Source organism: Flavobacterium johnsoniae (genome assembly GCF_001879205.1).
Classification (GTDB): Bacteria; Bacteroidota; Bacteroidia; order Flavobacteriales; family Flavobacteriaceae; genus Flavobacterium; species Flavobacterium johnsoniae_A.
Genome location: NZ_MLFK01000011.1, coordinates 1 through 20,968 on the forward strand (window position 1 = coordinate 1; position 20,968 = coordinate 20,968).

The 20,968-nt window shown below is 36.0% G+C and carries 17 protein-coding genes; 5 read left to right on the forward strand and 12 right to left on the reverse strand.

Features of this window, described 5'->3' with window-relative positions:
- Nucleotides 1-536 precede the first annotated feature (536 nt).
- Nucleotides 537-791 carry a hypothetical protein gene (locus tag BKM63_RS20770; protein ID WP_071638505.1) on the forward strand — a complete coding sequence of 85 codons (255 nt, stop codon included), beginning with the start codon at nucleotides 537-539 and terminating at the stop codon, nucleotides 789-791.
- A 405-nt stretch (nucleotides 792-1,196) separates the two neighbouring features.
- Here the strand turns inward: BKM63_RS20770 and BKM63_RS20775 are convergent, their stop codons facing one another.
- The 5 genes from BKM63_RS20775 to BKM63_RS20795 all read right to left on the reverse strand — a co-directional run bounded on the left by BKM63_RS20775 (nucleotide 1,197) and on the right by BKM63_RS20795 (nucleotide 6,461).
- On the reverse strand, nucleotides 1,197-1,739 hold the full coding sequence (locus tag BKM63_RS20775; RefSeq protein ID WP_123907104.1) for a hypothetical protein: 543 nt from the start codon (nucleotides 1,737-1,739) through the stop codon (nucleotides 1,197-1,199).
- 248 nt (nucleotides 1,740-1,987) lie between these two features.
- Nucleotides 1,988-2,512 carry a hypothetical protein gene (locus BKM63_RS20780; protein ID WP_071638507.1) on the reverse strand — a complete coding sequence of 175 codons (525 nt, stop codon included), beginning with the start codon at nucleotides 2,510-2,512 and terminating at the stop codon, nucleotides 1,988-1,990.
- 525 nt (nucleotides 2,513-3,037) lie between these two features.
- Nucleotides 3,038-4,045: a hypothetical protein gene (locus BKM63_RS20785; RefSeq protein ID WP_123907105.1), complete on the reverse strand. Its 1,008-nt coding sequence runs from the start codon at nucleotides 4,043-4,045 to the stop codon at nucleotides 3,038-3,040.
- An 836-nt stretch (nucleotides 4,046-4,881) separates the two neighbouring features.
- A complete protein-coding gene (locus BKM63_RS20790) occupies nucleotides 4,882-5,883 on the reverse strand; it encodes a hypothetical protein (protein ID WP_123907106.1) in 1,002 nt (333 codons plus the stop codon).
- 332 nt (nucleotides 5,884-6,215) lie between these two features.
- Entirely contained in the window at nucleotides 6,216-6,461 is a 246-nt protein-coding gene (locus BKM63_RS20795) for a hypothetical protein (RefSeq protein ID WP_071638510.1), read from the reverse strand.
- Between the two features lie 313 nt (nucleotides 6,462-6,774).
- On the opposite strand from BKM63_RS20795, the gene BKM63_RS20800 reads away from it, so the two are divergent.
- From BKM63_RS20800 to BKM63_RS20815, 4 genes are all read left to right on the forward strand, one after another.
- The gene (locus BKM63_RS20800; protein WP_071638710.1) at nucleotides 6,775-7,671 is read left to right on the forward strand and encodes a toprim domain-containing protein; all 897 of its coding nucleotides are present in this window, start codon (nucleotides 6,775-6,777) and stop codon (nucleotides 7,669-7,671) included.
- A gap of 38 nt (nucleotides 7,672-7,709) precedes the next feature.
- Nucleotides 7,710-9,692, forward strand: a complete 1,983-nt coding sequence (mobC, locus tag BKM63_RS20805; protein WP_071638511.1) for a conjugal transfer protein MobC — start codon at nucleotides 7,710-7,712, stop codon at nucleotides 9,690-9,692.
- 100 nt (nucleotides 9,693-9,792) lie between these two features.
- A complete protein-coding gene (locus tag BKM63_RS20810; RefSeq protein ID WP_071638512.1) occupies nucleotides 9,793-10,170 on the forward strand; it encodes a hypothetical protein in 378 nt (125 codons plus the stop codon).
- Nucleotides 10,158-11,252 (forward strand): relaxase/mobilization nuclease domain-containing protein, encoded by a 1,095-nt coding sequence (locus tag BKM63_RS20815; RefSeq protein ID WP_071638513.1) that lies wholly within the window; start codon nucleotides 10,158-10,160, stop codon nucleotides 11,250-11,252. Before BKM63_RS20810 ends, BKM63_RS20815 begins: the two co-directional genes overlap by 13 nt.
- Nucleotides 11,253-11,265: 13 nt before the next feature.
- On the opposite strand, the gene BKM63_RS20820 is transcribed toward BKM63_RS20815, so the two are convergent.
- From BKM63_RS20820 to BKM63_RS20850, 7 genes are all read right to left on the reverse strand, one after another.
- Nucleotides 11,266-12,009, reverse strand: a complete 744-nt coding sequence (locus tag BKM63_RS20820; protein WP_071638514.1) for a rhamnogalacturonan acetylesterase — start codon at nucleotides 12,007-12,009, stop codon at nucleotides 11,266-11,268.
- A 105-nt stretch (nucleotides 12,010-12,114) separates the two neighbouring features.
- A complete protein-coding gene (locus BKM63_RS20825) occupies nucleotides 12,115-13,464 on the reverse strand; it encodes a glycoside hydrolase family 28 protein (RefSeq protein WP_071638711.1) in 1,350 nt (449 codons plus the stop codon).
- Nucleotides 13,465-13,567: 103 nt separating this feature from the next.
- A complete protein-coding gene (gene pelA / locus BKM63_RS20830; protein WP_071638515.1) occupies nucleotides 13,568-15,571 on the reverse strand; it encodes a pectate lyase in 2,004 nt (667 codons plus the stop codon).
- Nucleotides 15,572-15,581: 10 nt separating this feature from the next.
- Nucleotides 15,582-17,180, reverse strand: a complete 1,599-nt coding sequence (locus BKM63_RS20835) for a glycoside hydrolase family 43 protein (RefSeq protein ID WP_071638516.1) — start codon at nucleotides 17,178-17,180, stop codon at nucleotides 15,582-15,584.
- Nucleotides 17,181-17,277: 97 nt separating this feature from the next.
- Entirely contained in the window at nucleotides 17,278-18,498 is a 1,221-nt protein-coding gene (locus tag BKM63_RS20840; protein WP_071638517.1) for a glycoside hydrolase family 88/105 protein, read from the reverse strand.
- Nucleotides 18,499-18,520: 22 nt separating this feature from the next.
- Nucleotides 18,521-19,729: a glycoside hydrolase family 88/105 protein gene (locus tag BKM63_RS20845; RefSeq protein WP_071638518.1), complete on the reverse strand. Its 1,209-nt coding sequence runs from the start codon at nucleotides 19,727-19,729 to the stop codon at nucleotides 18,521-18,523.
- A 12-nt stretch (nucleotides 19,730-19,741) separates the two neighbouring features.
- Nucleotides 19,742-20,941 (reverse strand): glycoside hydrolase family 88/105 protein, encoded by a 1,200-nt coding sequence (locus BKM63_RS20850; protein ID WP_071638519.1) that lies wholly within the window; start codon nucleotides 20,939-20,941, stop codon nucleotides 19,742-19,744.
- Between the last annotated feature and the right edge of the window lie 27 nt (nucleotides 20,942-20,968).

The window sequence follows — 20,968 nt, forward strand, 5'->3', positions numbered from 1 at the left end:
CTGTCGGTGCAGTTGAATTCATTGCAAAAGGTATTGAATTTTTTAAACGGTATACTATCGAATCTGAAAATAAATACTTCGAAATCAATAAGAGAATATAAAAAAACAAACAATTAAGTAAAGAAGTTAAGAAACAAAATATTTAGATAGAAAAATGAAATTATAAAATTTATTGTTAGCTCACAGGTTTCAAGAGAATTTAACTTTGATGACAGAAGAATAGCCGATGAATTAAAAAACAATTTAAATGAGTGATTATCTGAAAAAAAGATAATTCAGAAATAGAAAATGCTTCCCGCTACTAAGAAAAGGCTTCAGAGAAATCTGCAGCTTTTTTTGGTTTTTACCTTTTTTTTAGATTCTCTTTACGGGATTCAAAGAAACAATATCAATATTCTTTATACTTTCAATTTTAAATTAGTCAAGTATAAAATCTTGATTTTTTAATAATATCATTTAGATAAATAATATTCATCAACGGAATTGAAAATTGGCAAGTTGGAAAACTTGAAAATTTTGAAGATAATTCAGAAGAAATGCTCAATATATTCGATGGAAAGCCTCAAACTTATATTGACTGTGCAACAGAGTATTTTGAGGAAAGTTATAAAGAAAGTGGAATTCCACTTGACACTGTTTCAAAAATATATAATGGACAAATCTTGACAAAAGAAATGGTCTTATCAATTGTTGACGAGCTTGAAGATTGGAAGCAACTTGAAAATGATTTAATTGAAATAAACTACCCTTATAAGTTCAAAGACGATTCTGAAAAAGGAAAAAGTAAATAGAAACTTTAGTAGAAAAGCCAAAAGGTAACAGCTACTATAACGGATTTAGGCAATTGGCTTTAATGAAAAAATGTTTTTGTGTTGGATAATATTAACTACATTATTGATGAAAAAAACTTCGTGGTATTTGAACCGAAAAATTTACTGTTTGATATTTATTTTATCTAAGTCATTGACAAAATGGTTCGAGAATTGTCCCGTTAGGGCTACTATAAAAATGGTAAAGCCTGAGAATCTACATTCTCAGGCTTTTTTTTATGGTTCGAAAAATATTTTATATTTTTTTTCTTTTTACAAACTTCAATGTTTACGGATAATTTCGGTTCGAATCCCGTCATGGATTTTTTCCTTTTTTAGAGCTACTAATTTTTGAAGTGTTATGTAACGTTTTTTTTAACCTTTAAGTTATTTACTCTCAAAGTTTTTCCAAATGTTTAATAATTCTTCAACTTCATCTTTCCTAAAATATCTGTCCCAAAGATCACAATTGCTCATATACGCCCAACACTCCCCAAATTTCAGGTATTGTGACTGCGTAATTTCTTTTTTTATTAAACACTTTTTTAAGATTCCAAGTCTTCGTTTTTCGTCTTCCGAAATTATATTTTCAATTTGTTCAATTTCTGAAGTTGTATAATTAGCTTTAATTCCTTTGAGTTTCTTTAATTCAATCCAATGCTTTCTTGCATCCATCCCTTGATCAACTCTTCTGAAACGATTTTTGCTTAATGCAAATCTCAACGGTTCTTTTCTTTCATAGTCAATATTCTCTGCTTTTATTTCTGCCCAAAATTTTTCCGTGTCAGGATTTATGCTTTCATTCCAATAGGTCAAAAGTGCATTTTTTAATGAGTTCAATCCGTATAAATTCATTTTAGGTTCTTTTATCAAAAGATCTCTTGTATATTTTGACAAGTTCAAAAAAGCTTCTTTAGTATTATCATCCATAATAACAGAACTGGCAACAATTTTGTCACTGATTTTTGTTGTTAAAATAAGTTTTCCTTTATTCCCTAAAGTTGTCATTTCTATTTATCGTGTTGGTTTTTAAAATGCCACAAAACCTCCTCTTGCTAAAAGACGTTTCGGATTAAATTAAACCTTATTTTCTCATTTGCCAAAACTCCCCAATACAAAACTATTTCTAAATTAAGCTAAATACCCAAATCTATTGTAGCAAGTGTTACTAGTAGTACTTAATTGACCCATTCAAAAAAACCAGAGTAATATTTCCATTCATCATTAATTTTTATATATGTAGCGAGATTACCACTTTCATTACCTTCAGAATAAAATATACAAATTGTATTTTTCCTTAAAAACACAGGTTTTGAAAAGCTATAAATGCCATAATATTTTTCGCTATCTTCACTTTTAATAAATTCTGCATTTTTTAGCTTGCCCTTTGCCCAATCCTTATTGTCGTTTTTTTCAATCTCTTTATATACATAATCCAATTCACTATCGGTGAATTGTAAGACACTAGGTATTTCATTAATTAATTTTGGAAATCTTGTATCCCAAATTTGAAACTTGGTTTCTTTTAATGCTTCTTTTATCGATAATAAATGAGAGGGTAATATTTTTTCGGTATAGTAAATTTTCTCTATTTTTTTATTTTTAAAATAGGCATTAACAAAATTTTCAGCTTCTGAATTTTTCTGCGCTTGCATAATAAAACAAATTAATATACTAGTAACCGTAGTTTTTATTTTATCCATTTCTGCATTTGTATTATTGCTAACTTATATATATACATATCAAAATCATACAAAGCTTCCCAATTTTGGATAGATAAGAATGACAAGCATCATACTTTATTTAATCCAAATATATTGCTATTTTTTTATACTCATCAAGTCATGATGATTTAATTTGAAATGGCAAATAAATTTAAGACTCTATATTAATTTTAATTAAATCTTCTCTAAAATGGTTCGAGAATTGTCCCGTTAGGGCTGTTAGGAAGAATGTAAAGTCTGAGAAATATTGATTTCTCAGGCTTTTTTTAGGTTCTACAAATACACCATTATTTTGTATTGAAGTATCAAAGCCTGCAAATCCTACGAAAATTGGTTCAAGTCCTGTTAAGTCAAACTGAACATTGAAGTTATTAATAGCATGCTTTAAACTTACGTTATTAAAATACGGTATGTCTTGATAGGAATAAAACAAAAAAACTTCTTTCCTATTGTTTTCGATTTTATATGACTACATAAATTATAAAGCCAAATTTGATGTTTCGATTATACCCTTGCAAAAACATGCAATTGACTGCCTGTATCTAAAGCATAAATTTTATTTTCGGTAACTTGTAAATCTCTAAAGCCACCTCTCATTTCATCAACTTTAGATACCCAAAGGATTTCTAAAGTGTGATAATCCAAAACACCGATATGTGTGCCATTCAGGACATCTTTATTTGCTGTGAAGTAAATCTTATCGTTTAGAACTTTCCAAAAACCTATTTTTAGGTTTTCATTATATAAGCTCTCAATTTTTTGATTTCGGATTATTTCTCCCGTAGCAGCATTTATTTCTATCAAGGGGCTGTCTGCTGGATGTGTACTTATTTTTCCGTGAATGCTTAAAATGCTATTATGTTCAGGAATTAATTCTACGAACCAATCTGATATGTCGAAATTATTTGGAGTTTGATAAATCATTTGGCCAGAATCACTATCCAAAGCAATCAATGTGTTTTTATTCTTATGAATTCCTCCGCGATACATTGAAATCCATATTTTTTCATTTGCAATTCCAAGAATTTTTCTTATTTCACCATATTCTTGTAATATATTCTTCCATATAAAATTGTGCGAAGAATAACAGAATGCCTTAATTATAAATTTATCATATATATAGAGATAACTTTGATTACTGAAAAGAAATTCCCAATCATAATCAGAAATTAATTCTACTTCTTTTTCTAATTTGTTATTGTTTAAATATAGGATAGTATTCGATTCAATATCAGTCTGAAAAGTAAAATTGCTAAATTTTAATACCGCATTTAAAAAAAAACGAGATTTTTTATGGATTAAATTAAAGTTTTTATCCAAAGAAGAAAGACCATCGATAGTATTAAAAAGTACAGATTGATTATCGCCAGAAATAAAAAAGTCATCAACGTTTTCACAAATGAATTTGTCATTAACAAATAACTCCTTTTTTTCATTTTTTAGAATGATATCTGTTCCTGAAAGCATAAAAGAATTTATATTATGTTTTTGGTCAATTAGATTATACATCATTACTTAATTTTTATAAAGTCATAGAAAAAATTAAACTAATATATCTTGATTCTTCATTGCCAACAGTATTAATTGTGCGCTTTTTTGAAATCTCAAATGTGTTATATTAGGGGTTATCGATTGGCTTTGGAACATTTTTTTAGAATGAGAAGCTGGCTGTACTCTACAAACATACAAAAAAATTATACCAGCAGATCAAATCGATTTACTGATAAAAAATGAAGAAGAATCTACTGCCAAATTTACAATAGCAAAATGTCTTGCTCAGATAATGTAAATTCTTTATAAGTGGAATAAACCTTTTGCTATTACCGAATAGTGGAGCAATTAATATTAAATACTTTTTTGGAACTAAACCTTAAATTTAAAGCATTTAGACAATAAAAAATTAAGAAATCCATGATAGGGTTCAACCCAAATTCTTGCATAAAGAAAGAAGCTTTTAAAACTAGTGACGATCCTCGGACTTGAACTGAAAATTTAATATTCTCTCATATTTATTTTATTCCAATCGTCTTGAAAATGGATAGAGAATTGTCCCGTTGGGGCTACGAAAAGAATGTAAAGCCTGAGAATTATATATTTCTCAGGCTTTTTTTAGGTTCGACAAAAACATCACTATTTTGTATTGAAATATCAAAGCCTGTAATTCCTATGAAAATTGGTTCGAGTCCTGTTAAGTCAAACTGGATATCGAAGTTTTTATAAGCGTCCTCTAAACATACGTTATTAAAATATGTGTGTCTTGATAGGAATAAAACAAAAAAAACTTCTTTCCGATCGTTTTCGATTTTATATGACCTAAATAAATTATAAAGCCAAATTTGATGTTTCGATTATTCCCGTGCAAAAACATGCAATTGACTGCCGGTATCTAAGGCATAGATTTTATTTTCAGTAACTTGCAAATCTATAAAGTTCCCTCTCATTTCATCAACCTTTGATGCCCAAAGGATTTCTAAAGTATGATAATCCAAAACACCGATATGTGTGCCATTCAGGACATCTTTATTTGCTGTGAAGTAAATCTTATCGTTTAGAACTTTCCAAAAACCTATTTTTAGGTTTTCACTGTACAAGCTCTCAATTCTTTGATTCCGGATTATTTCTCCCGTGTTTGCATTAATTTCTATCAATGGACTGTCTGCAGGATGTGTGCTTATTTTTCCATGAATGCTTAAAATGCTACTTTGCTCCGGAATTAATTCTACGAAGTAATCTGATATGTCGTAGTTATTTGGAATTTGATAATTAATTTGCCCAGAATCAATGTCTAAAGCAATCAGCGTATTTTTATTTTTATCAATCCCTCCGCGATACATTGAGACCCATAATTTCTTATTGATTACGCCTAATATCTTCCTTAGTACTCCGCAATCTCCTAAATTAATTTCCCAATCAATTATATTATTTAAGATGTTTTCCTTTTTTAGAACTGAACCATTGCAAAATATATTATATTCATTTTCTACAAACCATGGGATTTCAGTTATTAATGTTTTTTTATTTTCCTTAATCGAAAATAAAAATGTTTCAAATACTCCTCTTGAGATTCTTTTACTAATGTATATTTTTTCATTATTATACTTTTTCTCACTTAAACTATAATCTTCTACCAATAATGCTGTACTAGAATCATAAAAATAAATGTTATTATCTGAGGTTGAAAAAACAATATTCCCATTAAAATCCTTAACAAAACTTACAAGATTATTTTGGTCGTAAATTATTTCATTATTTAAAATCAAATTCTTACTCGTACATATATATAATAAATTGTCATTTTGAGTTTCAAAATTCTCAAGACCAATTATTTTTTTTAATAAATTATATTTCATCCTCATTTAAGGTTTATTAATTTACACTAAGATGGATTAAATTTCTGTTGTTTTATGAAAATACTTTTTCAACAAATTTATATTTTATACTTAAAAACAAACGTCTTAAGGCATTTTATGTTTAAATGATTTTTGAATTCGTCCTCTAATTTAAAAATCATTTAAACCTATATTGATTCTCATAGATTTAGCATATTTATTTTATTTAAGTCATCTTCCATAAAATTCCCTAATATTACAGGATCATACACACTGCCATGAATGTTAATGAGTCTTATATTGTGCGTTTGCTCAATGCAGCAGGATTTTTAGAACCGGTGTTTTCCTCTGGTTTAAAATTGTTCATTTCTGATGATATAAATTAAGATTTCCTCTTCTAATTCTTTAGATAAATTTTCAAATACTGCTCTTCGGCGCAGATGCTTTTTTAATTTTATTTTATAATTTTCCGCCATTTTTTTCCTCAAGCAGTACTCATCGCAGATGATCTTAAAATAATCATCCGATAAATAAAGCATTTTGACAGATTCAAAACATTCTGCAAATTTCATGCTGTGTAATTCCTCAGGTAAATCCATACTTATATTAATTATAACATACACCTAAAAATACTGCTAAACTGATTTATATATTAAAAAAATACGTTGCAGAATATAATATGAAACCTGATAAAGAGAAATACTCACTGAGTGATATCCTGTTTCTTTTGGTTCTTTTCTGCGTAAACCTGCCTTTGCAATACCCTAAAGTTTATTTCTTAAAATAAATGAATCCCGCATTTATCTAAAACAGGCCGTATTAAGATTCAAAATATAACGAGGATTGGCTCTCTGGAAGCACTTGCATAATTTTGTACTGCTAACTCAATAATGAATCTGATTGCGTTTAATTATGAATTTCAGCAGTATTTCCATAGACCAGCTAAAGGCTCTTGATATGGTTTCCTATCTCTACAGCTTAGGATTTGAACCTTCCAAGATAGTCCGCGATGACTATTGGTACCGCTCGCCTCTTCGCACCGAGAATACCCCTTCATTTAAAATCAACCGCAGACTCAACCGCTGGTATGACCACGGCATGGGAAAAGGAGGCAGCATAATTGACTTTGGCATGCTCTTTTTTAAATGCTCTTTTGCAGAATTTTTAAAAAACGGCGGCAGTGCTGTTTCTCAGCCTGCAGTGCAGGCGCCTCTGCCGGGCGGCATATCGCAAAAGGAGTCTAAAATTATCATTTACCGCGAAAAATCCCTGGAGTCGCAGGCTCTTGTAAAATACCTGCGCCAGAGAAAGATTCCCATGGGCATTGCCCGCAGGTTCTGCAGGGAAATCAGCTATAAGATAAATGATCATTCTTATTACGGCATCGGTTTTAAAAATGACATGGGCGGGTTTGAGATTAGAAATCCATACTTTAAATCCAGCTCTTCTCCAAAAGCAGCCACCACTCTGAGCTGTAATTCGGGAGAAGTTCTGGTTTTCGAAGGATTTTTTGATTTTCTATCCTATAGAGCAGCGACGGCACAGCATAAAGAAAAAAAGGATTTCGTTATACTGAACTCCCTTTCCTTTATTGAAAAAATGCGGCCCTTTATGGAAGAGCACAAAACAATCAGGCTGTTCTTAGACCGGGACCAGGCAGGGATGGAAACCGCCCGGCGGGCTTTGGAATGGAGCAGTAAATATAAAGATGAGAGCCCCATGTACAGCGGTTACAAAGATGTAAGCGAATGGTTTATGAACTGCGCAGAAACAGAGCGCAGAAAATTACGCCCCGGGCTTAAACCCTGAAGACTTTGAAAAAATAATTAAGACTAAAACTTTATGCCATGGCAGGCGGAGAAAATGAACAGGCCCTTCGAAAAATACTCGATATGACAAGACTGCTGAGCATCCTTGTTCTGGCCATACATGTCTATTACTGGTTCTATGGTCTTTTCCAGCACCAAAGTCTTGTAAACAGTCTGGGCATCCGGATTCTGGAAGCACTCTTCAGAACGGGTCTCTTTAATAATTTTCATGTCTCCAAAATCCTGTCTCTTATCCTCCTGCTGATTTCTCTTCTGGGGGTTAAAGGACGAAAGGATGAAAAAATAAACTGCAGGCGGGCTTTGAATTATGCAGCGGCGGGTTTACTGCTTTTCTTTCTAAGTTTTTATGTGCTTTTGCTGCAGATAGACAGCTCCCGGGCCGCGGTTTATTACATTATTGCGACCTGCTCCGGATTTATAATGATCCTCACCGCAGGCACGCTTCTATCGAGGATTATAAAAAAAAGACTTAATTCTGAGGATATCTTCAATAAAGAAAATGAAACCTTTCCGCAGGAGGAGCGCCTTCTGGAGAATGAGTATTCAATTAATCTGCCTGCCCGGTACGCATTGAAAAATAAAATAAGAAAAAGCTGGATCAATATCATTAATCCTTTCAGGGGCCTTCTGGTGCTGGGAACTCCGGGTTCGGGTAAGTCTTATTTTGTGATACGCCACGTCATTACACAGCATATTAAAAAGGGATTTACGATGTTTATCTACGATTTCAAATTTGATGATCTCACCACTATTGCCTATAACACCTGGCTGGATTCTAAAAAGACCGGAGCCTGCGTGCCTGCATTCTACTGCATCAATTTTGATGACCTGGGCCGCAGCCACCGCTGTAATCCTTTAGTGCCTTCGGCCATGACCGATATTACCGATTCGGCAGAATCCGCCCGCACCATTCTGCTGGGACTCAACAGAGAATGGATCAAACGCCAGGGAGATTTCTTTGTGGAATCTCCCATCAACTTTCTCACAGCCGTTATATGGTACCTGAGAAAATATAAAGACGGCAGGTTCTGCACCCTTCCGCATGTCATTGAACTGATGCAGGCCGAGTATGATGATCTTTTTACCCTTTTGAGAACAGAAAAGGAAATTGAGGTGCTCATCAATCCATTTGTAAATGCTTATCTCAATGACGTCATGGAGCAGCTTGAGGGGCAGATTGCATCGGCTAAGGTGGCCATGGCCAGACTCTCTTCTCCCCAGCTCTATTATGTGCTCTCCGGAAATGATTTCACCCTTGATATTAATAATCCCGCCGATCCAAAGATTGTCTGCATGGGCAGCAATCCCCAGAAAATACAAATTTACGGAGCTGTCCTTTCACTTTATGTGAACCGTTTATTAAAACTTGTCAATCAGAAAGGAAAACAGAAAAGCAGTCTGATATTCGATGAGTTTCCCACAATTTATCTCAACAATATCGACAGCCTTATTGCAACAGCCAGGAGCAATAAAGTGGCTGCCTGCCTTGGAATTCAGGATTTCAGCCAGCTCAGAAAAGAGTACGGACGCGAGCAGGCCGATGTTATTGCCAATATAACAGGAAACATTATCAGCGGACAGGTCACCGGGGAAAGCGCCAAACAGTTATCGGAGCGTTTCGGCAGAATCATGCAGCGCCGGGAAAGTTTTTCAATAAACAGTTCAGATACCTCTGTGAGCCTATCCAGACAGCTGGAATCTGCAGTGCCCGCATCCCGGATTGCCGCTTTGAGCTCCGGGGAATTTGTAGGGATGACAGCAGATGACCCTGACTGCCCAATAGCACTTAAAACCTTTCACTGCGCGGTAGTAAATGATCATAAAGCCCTGAAGAGAGAAACCGGCCAATACAGGAGTATTCCAATTGTGCGCAGCCTCAGCGATGAGGACATCCAGAACTGCTACCTGCAGATAAAACGCGATATTCAGGATATAATCCAGAGTGAAATGGACCGGCTGGTAAGTGATCCGGAGCTCTCCTGTCTGGTAATTAGAAAATAGCCCCCCCCTAAAGTTTTATAACCCCGCGATTGAATCTGCTGGTACATATTTTTCTGCCGGTTCAATCCCGGAATTTTTACTTATTTAAAACCGCTGTGATATGAGAAAAGATAATCCATTTAGAATCCGAAGCATTTATGTGGGGTTAAAACCCCAGGAATACCAGCAGTTTGAGCAACAGTACAAAAACAGCACCTGCAGGAATATGAGCGAGTTTATCCGTAAAGTTTTATTTCAAAAGCCCCTCACCCTTTTCTACAGGAATAAATCAATAGATGATTTCATTGAGGAGGCCGCGGTTTTAAACCAGCAGATCAATGCCCTGAAAGATCTCATGGCCTGCCCCCGCCCTTCAGTATGCAGAGATTATGAAAACTGCAGAGACAAAGACCTCCTGGTTCAGACCAGGGCACTGAGCCTGAGAATGGAAGAAATTAAATTACAACTTGAAAAAATCACACTCAAATGGTTGCAGTAATAAAAACAGGCACTTCAATACTTAGAACACTGCGCTATAATGAGAATAAAGTACAAAAAGGACTCGCGCAGTGCATCGGAGCCGGTAATTATCCTGTAGATCTGGAACGCATCACCTATGAAATGAAATTAAAGCGTTTCACACTTAGAACATCTTTAAACGAAAATGCCAGAAGCTGCATTCTTCATATTTCGCTCAATTTTGCCCCTTCGGAGAACTACGGCCCGGAAAAGCTTCTTGCTGTTGCCAGAAGTTATATCAATAAGATCGGTTTTGGCCGGCAGCCTTATCTTGTTTATCAGCACCATGATGCCGGTCATCCCCATCTTCATCTTATCACACTGAATATAAAAAGGGATGGCAGCCGTATTTATATTCATAATCTGGCGGCTCGAAAATCTGAACCGGCCAGAAGAGAGGTTGAGATGATCTTCGGACTGGCAAAAGCAGGCAAGATACCCAAAAACACAGAAGACCACAGCCTGAGCGATGCACCTGCAAAGGTGCTCTATGGAAAGACCGAATCAAAAAAAGCTCTCTCAGGAGTACTGGCTTATATACTGCAAACCTACAGTTTTACAAGCCTGCGCTCGCTTAATGCCGTGCTGGCTCACTACAATATTGCAGCTGACAGAGGAAATAAAAATTCCAAAACATTCTTAAGAAAAGGACTGCTGTACAAAATATTAAACGAGCAGGGAAAACCTGCCGGCATTCCCTTTAAAGCCAGCAGCCTGCCTGGTAAACCCACTCTGGCTTTTCTGAAGAATCTATTCAGGGCCAATGCTCTTCAGGGTGCCGTCTTGAGGTCGCAGAGCAGAAAAAAAGTAAACACGGCCCTGTCCCGATGCGCATCATTCCGAGATCTTATCCTTCGCCTGGGCAGGGAAAACATTTCGGCTGTTTTAGAAAAGAATATGCAGGGAGATGTGCTGAGGATCAGTTATACAGACTATGCTGCAAAAACCGTCTTTATTGAAAGCACCCTTAAAAACAAATACATAAAACTGCGCCGGGGAGAAAATGCTTCCCTGAAGAATCTAAAGACAATTAAAAAAGCAAAGACTGCCTCCGGATTATAAAGGGCGGATACTTCTATCTCAGGGCTTTTTTAAGTTTTAAAAGAGCGGCATCCTGTGAAGACTGAATGCTGCTGATTACAATCTTCGCAATTTCAAGAGCCCCTTCCAGTGAGAGATGGGTATCATCTGATTTGTCTTTCTCATAATAGGGATGCTCGCCGGCTTTAAAATGCAGGTGAAGTTTTTTTGACCTCTCCGGTCCATATGACTGCTCAAGTCTTTCTGTATAATATTCCAGGTCAATAAAAGGCACTTTATATTCCTGGGCTACAAGACGAGTCTCCAAAGGATAATCCCCGTGTGTGGGCACCAGAACGCCTTTCTCATTGAAATTACGTCGCGCAATTGAAGTAAGCAGGACAGGCACTGCACCCTTTTCCCTGCTCTGTTTTACAAACTTGATTAAATTGTATCTATAGGCCGTATGCGGATTGGTATAACGTGCAGAATCTTCTATCTTTTCATCATTATGTCCAAATTCGATAAAAACATAATCCCCTTTTTTAAGCTTTTTATAAATCGAATCCCATCTTTTTTCATTGATATAACTTTTGGTGCTTCTTCCGTTTACCGCCTTATTTACCACAGTAATGTCATCATTGAAAAACGGCTGTAAAACCTGCGCCCAGCCATGCTCGGGGTTTCGTTCAGGATCTTTTTTATCAGCCATTGTAGAATCGCCTATGGTGTACAGAGTCGTCTTTTGTGCAAAACAAACAGCGGAGATGAGAAATGTTAAGAAGATGTATTTTTTCATTTTTATTTTTTTTAAACTAAAAAGAACTGCATTTTTTTCAGCCTTGCGTTTTGCCTTTTACCTGACAATACGCAGATAAAATCCTCCGGGCGCTCTGCCCTTAAATTAATGCTTAGAAACTGCTGAAGGCACCGTTGCTCTTTTACCAATAAAAACATCAGTGATTAAAACATTCTCAGCATTTTCATTGGACAGAGCATTTTTAGCCTCTTTGATTTCTATATTCTTCAACGATATGTTTCGGATCTTTTTATCGGGAAATCCCTGAATGACAATTCCGGATTCTGATGCTTTATTGCAGGTAATATTTGAAAAATGAATGTTTGAAATATCAGACTGGTATCCTTTTCCTTCTCCATGATAATTGGCTGTCATGTAAATGCAGTCCTCAACTTGATCTAATTGAATATTTTGAACAAAAACATTTTTGATAAAACCTCCTCTGTCGGCATTGGTTTTCAAATAAATCCCTCTTTTTAAATAGCCGATTGTTCTGCAGTTCTCTACAAATACATTCTGTACTCCTGCCGACATTTCACTGCCAATAACCACCCCGTGAAGTCCTTTAAAATTACAGTTTCTTATTACTATGTTTTCACTTGGCGTTGCCGTATTTGCCCTTCCTTCATGGTCGCGTCCGGCTTTAATGGCCACATTATCATCGCCGTTATCAAAAGTGACATTTTCTATTAAAACATCTTTAGCATATTCCGGATCAATGCCGTCATTGTTATAATTTAAAGATTTGTAACTGATGCCGCGGATGGTAATACTCTGCGATTTTAAAAGATGCAGGCACCAGAAGGGTGAATTTTCGATACGCACATTTTCAACCAGAATATTTTTGCAGTTAAAGAACTGGATCATCTGCGGACGCAGAAAATAGCCTTCGCCCAATTTCCTGTCTTTTAACGGCACATTATTATGGTTCATATCACGGCTTAAATTTTTACCCGGCCCTTCTTCTGCCTTAAAGCTTTTCCATGTTTTTCCTCCCTCTCCGTCAATTGTTCCCTCGCCCGTTATCGCAATATTGGTGCATTCATAGGCATAAATCAGCGGACTGTAATTGTACAGCATTGTACCTTCCCAGCTTGTTAAAACCATCGGTAAGTAATCCTGCGGATTGTCGCTGAATTTTATCTTGGCGCCTTTTTCAATTCTCAAATTTACATTGCTTACAAAGTGGATCGGCCCGTTTATTTTATAAATCCCTTTCGGAACTACAATTGTACCTCCTTTGTTTTTTTTACACAATGCCATCGCTTTGTCAAATGCGGCTTTGTTATTTGTAATCGAATCTCCTTTTGCTCCTAATTTCACCACATTAACCTGGTAGGCAGGAAAAACCGGCAGCTGAATTCGCTTTACAATCGAATCCACTTTCGCTGTTGGAAATTCATTTTTCTGGGCCAGACAGCTCCATGAAATCAATAGTAAAAGGATATATTTCATATTGTATGTTTTTTTTAAAGAACTGAGACACTGAGGTTTTGTTATAAAGTTTTCAGGGAGTAAAGCTTTGATAATAAAAATCAAAACTCAGCATCTTAGATACTCAGTTCAAATACCACTTGCTTGAATCTTTTAAGATATTTTCTATTGTATATTTTTCTGCTTCTTTTTTTGTAAGCTGGCGGGACCATGAAACTCTTTCTGCAGGTTGAAATCCTTCTCCGCTGTTATTATATTCGGCGTAAAAAGCGTTTTTTTCAGCCTCTGGTTTCGACCAGTTTTCCCAGCCTTCCGGTTTAATGTGTTTCCCTAACTCGCAGTTTATAAAAACTGTTTTTGCATAAAAACGCCACGGTCTTCCTAAATAAACTGCATTTGCAGCAGGTTCAGCGGTGAGTTTGCAGTTTTTAAAAACAAATCCGTACTCTAGACCCTGAGGAGTTGATGCTGCCGTAACATACGAACTTTTGATGCTGTGAATGGTACAGTTTTCAAATAATGCCGTTGCTCCGCCAAAAATAAAATCAGTTGTTCCTTCTATAAAACAATCTTTAAAATATTGTCTGGCATTTTTTCCTGACAAGTACAGTGTATCCTGATTTCCAGATATAATGCAATTTACAATTTTAACACGGTTTCCCACAACAGACAATGCAATAGCCTGCCCTTTATCTCCAGATGCATTTTTAATTGTTAAGTTTGATGCTGCAAAATCATCGGCTTCAATTAAAACAGTTGACGTGTAAAACGTACTGTTGCGTCCTAAATTGATTTTAGAAAAATTATCATCAAACCTTATGATTGTGTTTTCTTTACTTTCACCCAAAAAAACCAGATTCGTATTCCATTCCGGCACTCTTACTTTTTCTTTGTAAATTCCGTTTTTTATAAAGATTGTAAATTTTTCATAAGGAAAAGACGGACTTGCATAAATGGCTTCCTGTATGGTTGTAAAGTCGCCCGAACCGTCCTGGGCAACGGTTAGAAAATTAGTTTTTTTTTTATCTGATGCTGCTTCCGAAACTTTTACTCCGTTTTTAACGGCCCACGAAGCATATTTTTTCAGTACTTCTTTTGGTTCGTCTGTATACCAGGCATATCCGTTTTTACGCTCTGCACCAATCTCGTCTAATGTTTTCTTTTTTACTCCGTCGCGGTCACAAAAGAAAGGTTCGTTAGTATCCAATTCCATAAATCTCGCCCAAATTGGCGCAGCATTTTGAGCCGGAATCATTTTTTTGTCGATGATTTTTCCTGCATCGTTCAATACACGTTTCTCCTCCAGATTGGTGATCTTAGTTTTTTCAAACCAGGCATCTGCACTTTTAACGGCCGTAATAATTTCCGGCGAAGGATTTTTAATCGACATTAACAACAAAACAATTTTAGCCGATTCTTTTCCGCTAAGCGAAGGAAGTTCATACGCTCTGGCTTTTGCAGGAAGCAGTGTAACTTCGTCATGCTGGGCGCACCATGCCGTTAAAACACCATTTTGTTTGTACTGCGTTTTTACAATGCAGTCAATTCCTTTATTAAAAGACGTTTTTGCTTTATCTGTAATTTCTTTTGATGGTTTAATGCTGTAAAAATCAGTTTCTTCGCCAATCTCTTTCATTACATTTAAAATTCGAACCATCGAATCGTCATTATACGTAATATGCGTGTAATACCCTTTTTTCAAAGGATAAAACTGAGGCCAGCCGCCATTTGCATACTGGGCTTCGAACAGATAATTCAAACCTTTTAAAAAAGATTCTTTGTAACGTTCATCTTTTACCTGAGCGTACATTTTAGACATAAAAAGCATTTCCTGAGTGGTTGCTCCATTATCTGTCGTGATTTCTTTGGTCGATTTTTTATTTTCAATTAAATCATTTTTCTGCGAAGGCGTTAACTCATTCTGCATTTGAATGTTTTTTGGCCAGCCGCCAATATCTCTTTGATAAAGCAAAACATTTTCGGCAATTTTTTTGGCTTCTTCGGTGCCAAACCAGGATGCATCATTTTTACGAATAATGTCCGGCCAGTTTTTATACGTGTTTTGTGCATTTGCTCCAACACTCAAACTAACAAGAAAAAGCAATAGATATTTTTTTAACTGAATCATTTTATAAATCTTATTTTGTTATTCTAAACCAATCAACAGCAGCATTTCCAGAATCATTGGTTACTTTTTCACCTAAAGCAAAAAGCCCTGTTTTGGCACCAATCCATCTTCTTTCTTTCGCTTTAAAATCAGCACCAATCGGCTCGTATTTTTTATCATCTAAACTATAAAAGAAACTGCAGATACCGCCTTTTTTTACTTTAACTTTCAGGTAAATGGTGTTATTTGAAATTAAAACCGGTTTGGTTTCTGTTTCTGAAACTGTTTTATCAAAAGTTCCTGTTTTCTGGTTTAGATACAATTTTCCGTTCTCATTTTTCAAACACAAATAACTGTAATCTAAGCCCATGATTATCAATCCGGTTGTTTCTCCGTTCAGTCTCGTGTTGAATGTTATTTTGGCTGCAGCCGAAAATTCTTCGGCAGGAAATTTTTGAAGCAGTAAATTAGGCGCATCAAAAATATTTTTTGAGTCTTTAATAGGCGTTACACAAAACAAATTCAAATATCCCATACTGGTAGGAAAACCCCAGTTAGTCTGTGAATTTGCCTGCCACTGCCATTGAAGTCCTAATTTTGGTTCATTAAACTCATCTGAAGCTGCGGGATTTTCAATTGGATATTTTTTACCAACGTTTGGTTTTTTAAAAGTCGTAACAGGTTCTCCAATTCCGTTTTTATCAAAATCCTGTCCCATAACCGGCCAGTCTTTTTCCCATTTCATTGGCTGTAAATGCACAATTCTTCCATAAGCGCCCTTATCCTGAAAATGAATAAACCAGTCTTCTCCGGTTTGCGTCTGCACCCACGCGCCCTGATGCGGACCGTTTATTTTGGTTGATCCCTGTTCTAAGACTTTTTTCTTTTCGTAAGGTCCAAATACATTTTTTGACCTTAAAATAGTCTGCCAGCCGGTTGCGACACCGCCCGCAGGAGCAAAAATGTAGTAATAATTGTTTCGTTTATAGAATTTTGGACCTTCTATTGTGCCTTCGTCCTTATGTCCGTCAATGACCATCACTTCATCGTTATTGGCAATTGTGCCTTCGGTGTTCATGGTTGAGACTACCAATAAACTTTTGATTTGAGCACGGCTTCCTGCAAATGCGTGCGCGAGATACACTTTTCCGTCATCATCCCAAAGCGGACTCGGATCAATTAACCCAATTCCGGCTTTTACCAAAAGTGGTTCTGACCACGGTCCTTCCGCTTTTTTTGCTTTTATCATATAGATCCCAAAATCAGGATCCGGATAGTAAATATAAAATTCGTTGTTATGAAAAGTTATACTTGGTGCCCAGACACCGTTTCCGTGCTGCACTTTATTAAAAACATCAAACGGCGGTTGTTTTGGAAGTGCATAACTTACAATTTTCCAGTTAACTAAATCTTTAGAATGCAGAATAGGCAGTCCTGGAATACAGTTAAAGGAAGAAGCCGTCATATAAAAATCATCTCCAACTCTAACTGCATCAGGATCAGAATAATCAGCATGAATAATAGGATTAGTATATGTTCCGTCTCCATTATCCGGCGTCCAGACCTGGGCAAAGTTATTTTGTATCAGGAATATCGATAATAAGAGAAAGAAGGCTTTTAGATTTTTCATTTTTTGGTCATTATGCATTCCAATTAAACCCGACAGGTTTTATCCCGTCCCGAAACTTCGGGATCGGGACTGTCGGGCTTCCGTTTAACTTATAAAACTATCTATTCAATTCCAAAGCCGCCAAAATAAATGGACCTGTTGCTTTAGGATCGTTGTCTTTTTTTCTTTCGTTTACATAATATTCGTAAGAACCATCACGGTATGGAGTTCCTCCCAAACCTGCAACCTGACAGCAGTTTGTTAAGGTAATACCTCCGTCTTCATCTACTTTTTTGATTAAGATTTTAGTTAATCCGTCAAAAGCTTTGTTGGCTAGTTTTTTATATTTTGCCGGTAAGTATCCTTTGTTTACACCTTTTGCAAAAGCATAAGCAAACATTGAAGATCCCGAAGCTTCTAAATAGTTTCCTTTTTCTCCGCCTTTATCTGTAACCTGATACCATAATCCCGATTTGTCCTGATATTTAGCCAAAGCTGCAGAAGCATTGTTTAAATATTTAATTAACTCAGCTCTTTTTGGATGTTCTTTTGGCATATAATCTAAAACATCAACCAATGCCATCATATACCATCCTAAAGCTCTTGACCAGAAATTTGGCGAATTTCCTGTTTCTTTATCTGCCCACGGCATTTGTCTGCTTTCATCCCAGGCGTGGTATAATAATCCGGTTTTTGGGTCTGTTGCATGCTGTTGAATCAACTCAAATTGTTTGGCGATATCATCAAAGCTTTTTCCGTTTTCAAATATCAACGTGTATTGTGCGTAGAATGGTTCTCCCATGTACAAACCGTCTAACCACATTTGGTTTGGATAAATTTGTTTGTGCCAGAATCCGCCGCTTGCTGTTCTTGGCTGTTCTGTTAATTGTTTGCGCACTAACTGCATTGCTTTTAAATACTTATCTTGTTTTGTTTCGTCATAAACAGCAAAAAGCAGACGTCCCGGAACCACCAGGTCAATATTGTATTTGTCCAGTTCGTAGGTTTTGATAGTTCCGTCTTCCTGAACCAATTCGTCTACATAACCTCTAATGTAGGCTTTGTAACGAGGATCCGGATTTTTTTTGTTCAATTCTTCGATTGAATGCAAAACCAAGGCGTGAACATAATCCCATTTTGGCTTTTTTGCATCATCAAGCATATAACTTTCAGGATGACGTTTCATTAAAGTTAAAGCCATTTTATCTGACCATTTCATGTCTTTAGAAATAACGATTTCTTTTTTTGAAGGTTCCTGAGAAGTCACTTTACAACTTGTAAAAGCCATTGCGCAAACTAACAAAACCGACATAAAACTGTGTTTCCTACTATTTTTCATTTCAAAATATATTTAAATTCTACTATTTTTCTAATTCTAAGGCGGCCAGAATAAATGGTCCTAAGCCGTGTGAGTTATCTGTTTTTATTTTTTCTTTAATATAATATTCAAAAGATCCGTCGCGATACGGATTTCCGCCTAATCCCGCGCTTGCACATACCTGTGTGATATGAATTTCGCCATCGGCATCAACCGTTACCAGTTTTTTGGTAAGGGCATCAAAACCTTTTACGGCTGCTTTTTTATATTCTTTTGGTAAATATCCGTTGTTTACTCCTTTCGCGAAAGCGTAAATAAACATTTCAGATCCGGAAGCTTCCAGATAGTTCCCTTCTTTATTTCCGGCATCTGTAACCTGATACCACAATCCTGATTTATCCTGATATTTTGCCACGGCTTTTGAAATATCATTTAAATACTGAATGAGTTCTTTTCTCTTCGGATGTTCTTTTGGCATATAATCTAATACATCTACCAAAGCCATCATGTACCATCCTATTGAACGCGACCAGAAATTTGGTGATGTTCCGGTTTCTTTATTTGCCCAGGGCATCTGCCTGCTTTCGTCCCAGGCATGAAAAAGTAATCCTGTTTTTTGATCCAGCGTATGCTGGTGTATTTGTTCGAATTGTTTAGCGACATCATCCAAATCTTTTCCGCCGTCGAATTCAACGGTATAGCGGACATAAAAGGGCGTTCCCATGTATAAACCGTCAAGCCACATTTGGTACGGATATATTTTTTTATGCCAAAATCCTCCCGAATTCGTTCTTGGATGCGTTTCTAACTGTCTGCGTAAAGTCTGCATGGCAATGAGATACCTGTTGTCATTTGTTCTTTTATAAAGTTCAAACAAAAATTTCCCCGGATTTACATAATCGATGTTGTAGTCTTCGAGTTTGTAATTCATAATTTCTCCCGAAGGATTAATTACGGTTTCGCCATAGGTTTTAATGTAATTTCCGTAAACCGGATTATTAGTTTTTTGATACAGCTTTTCAAAAGAAGTCATCAGCAATCCTAATTTATAATCCCATTTTGGTTTTTCATTACTATCGACCTGCCACGCCTGAGGTGCACGTTTGATAACAGAAAGTGCCATTCTCTCTGACCATTTAAGATCTTTAGCGATTGTTTTTGAAGTTTCCTGCGCTTTTATTTCGACAAACGAAAGGACGATCATACAAACAAGCAGGATTTTCGAAACACTAAAATGGCTTTTCTTTATCATATCGATTTTTTGTTACTTATTCAATTCGACTGCGCTTAATAAAAATGCGGCCAAAGCCGGCGAACTATTGTCTTTTGTTTTGCTTTTAGCGTAATATTCGTTTGTACCATCGCGAAAAGGTTTTCCTCCCAATCCAACATTTGATGAAACATTTGAAATCGTAATTTCATTATTTTCATTTGCATTGACAAATTCTTTTACAAAGGCGTCAAAAGATTGCTGCGCGGTTTTTTTATAAGATGCTTTTAAATATCCTTTATCTGCACCTTTTGCCAGAGCGTAAATAATCATCGCCGAACCCGAAGATTCCAGATAATTTCCCTGCAGTTCCGGTTTATCAGCCACCTGATACCATAATCCTGAAGCGTTTTGTGCCTTAACTGCATTTGCTGCTATTTCGTTTAAATATCTAACCAATTCTTTTTGTTTGGGATGATTTTTTGGAAAATAATCAAGCGTTTCTGTCAGCGCCATCATATACCAGCCAATTCCCCTGCTCCAAATTGTTGGCGAAGTCCCGGTTTCCGGATTTGCCCAGCCAATTTCTTTGCTTTCATCCCAGGCCTGATATGGCAGACCTGTTTTTGTATCTAACAAATGATTGTGAACCAATTCAAACTGCTTGGCAATATCATCTAAACTTTTACCATTTTCAAATTTAACGGTGTATTGCGCATAAAAGGGTTCAGCCATGTACAAACCGTCAATCCACATTTGATTGGGATAAATTTGTTTGTGCCAAAATCCGCCGCTTGCTGTTCTTGGCTGGCTTTCGATCTGCGTTCTCAATTGTTTGATTACCGTTAAATACCGATTGTCTTTTGTTTCATCATATAAATTAAACAACAGTTTCCCTGGATTTACATAATCGATATTGTATTCTTTGATGTCGTATTTGGTTATATTTCCGTTGCCGTCAATGAGTTCATCGGCATACTCCTTAATGTAATTGAGATATTTTTTGTCTTTAGTTTTAAGATATAATTTCTCAAAAGCAGACAAGGTCAAACTCATTTTATAATCCCATTTTGGTTTCTCGGTTCCGTCGATCTGCCAGGCTTTTGGATATTTATTGATGATTGCAGCCGCTGTTTTCTCTGACCATTTTGAATTGGCTGAAACAGCCATTCTGGTTTGATTATCATTGTTCTGTGAAAAAGCAGAAATACTGCAGAACAGAAACAAAACAGGGATTATTCTTTTATAATTCATATCTAAAAACAGATTATCATTTTTGTT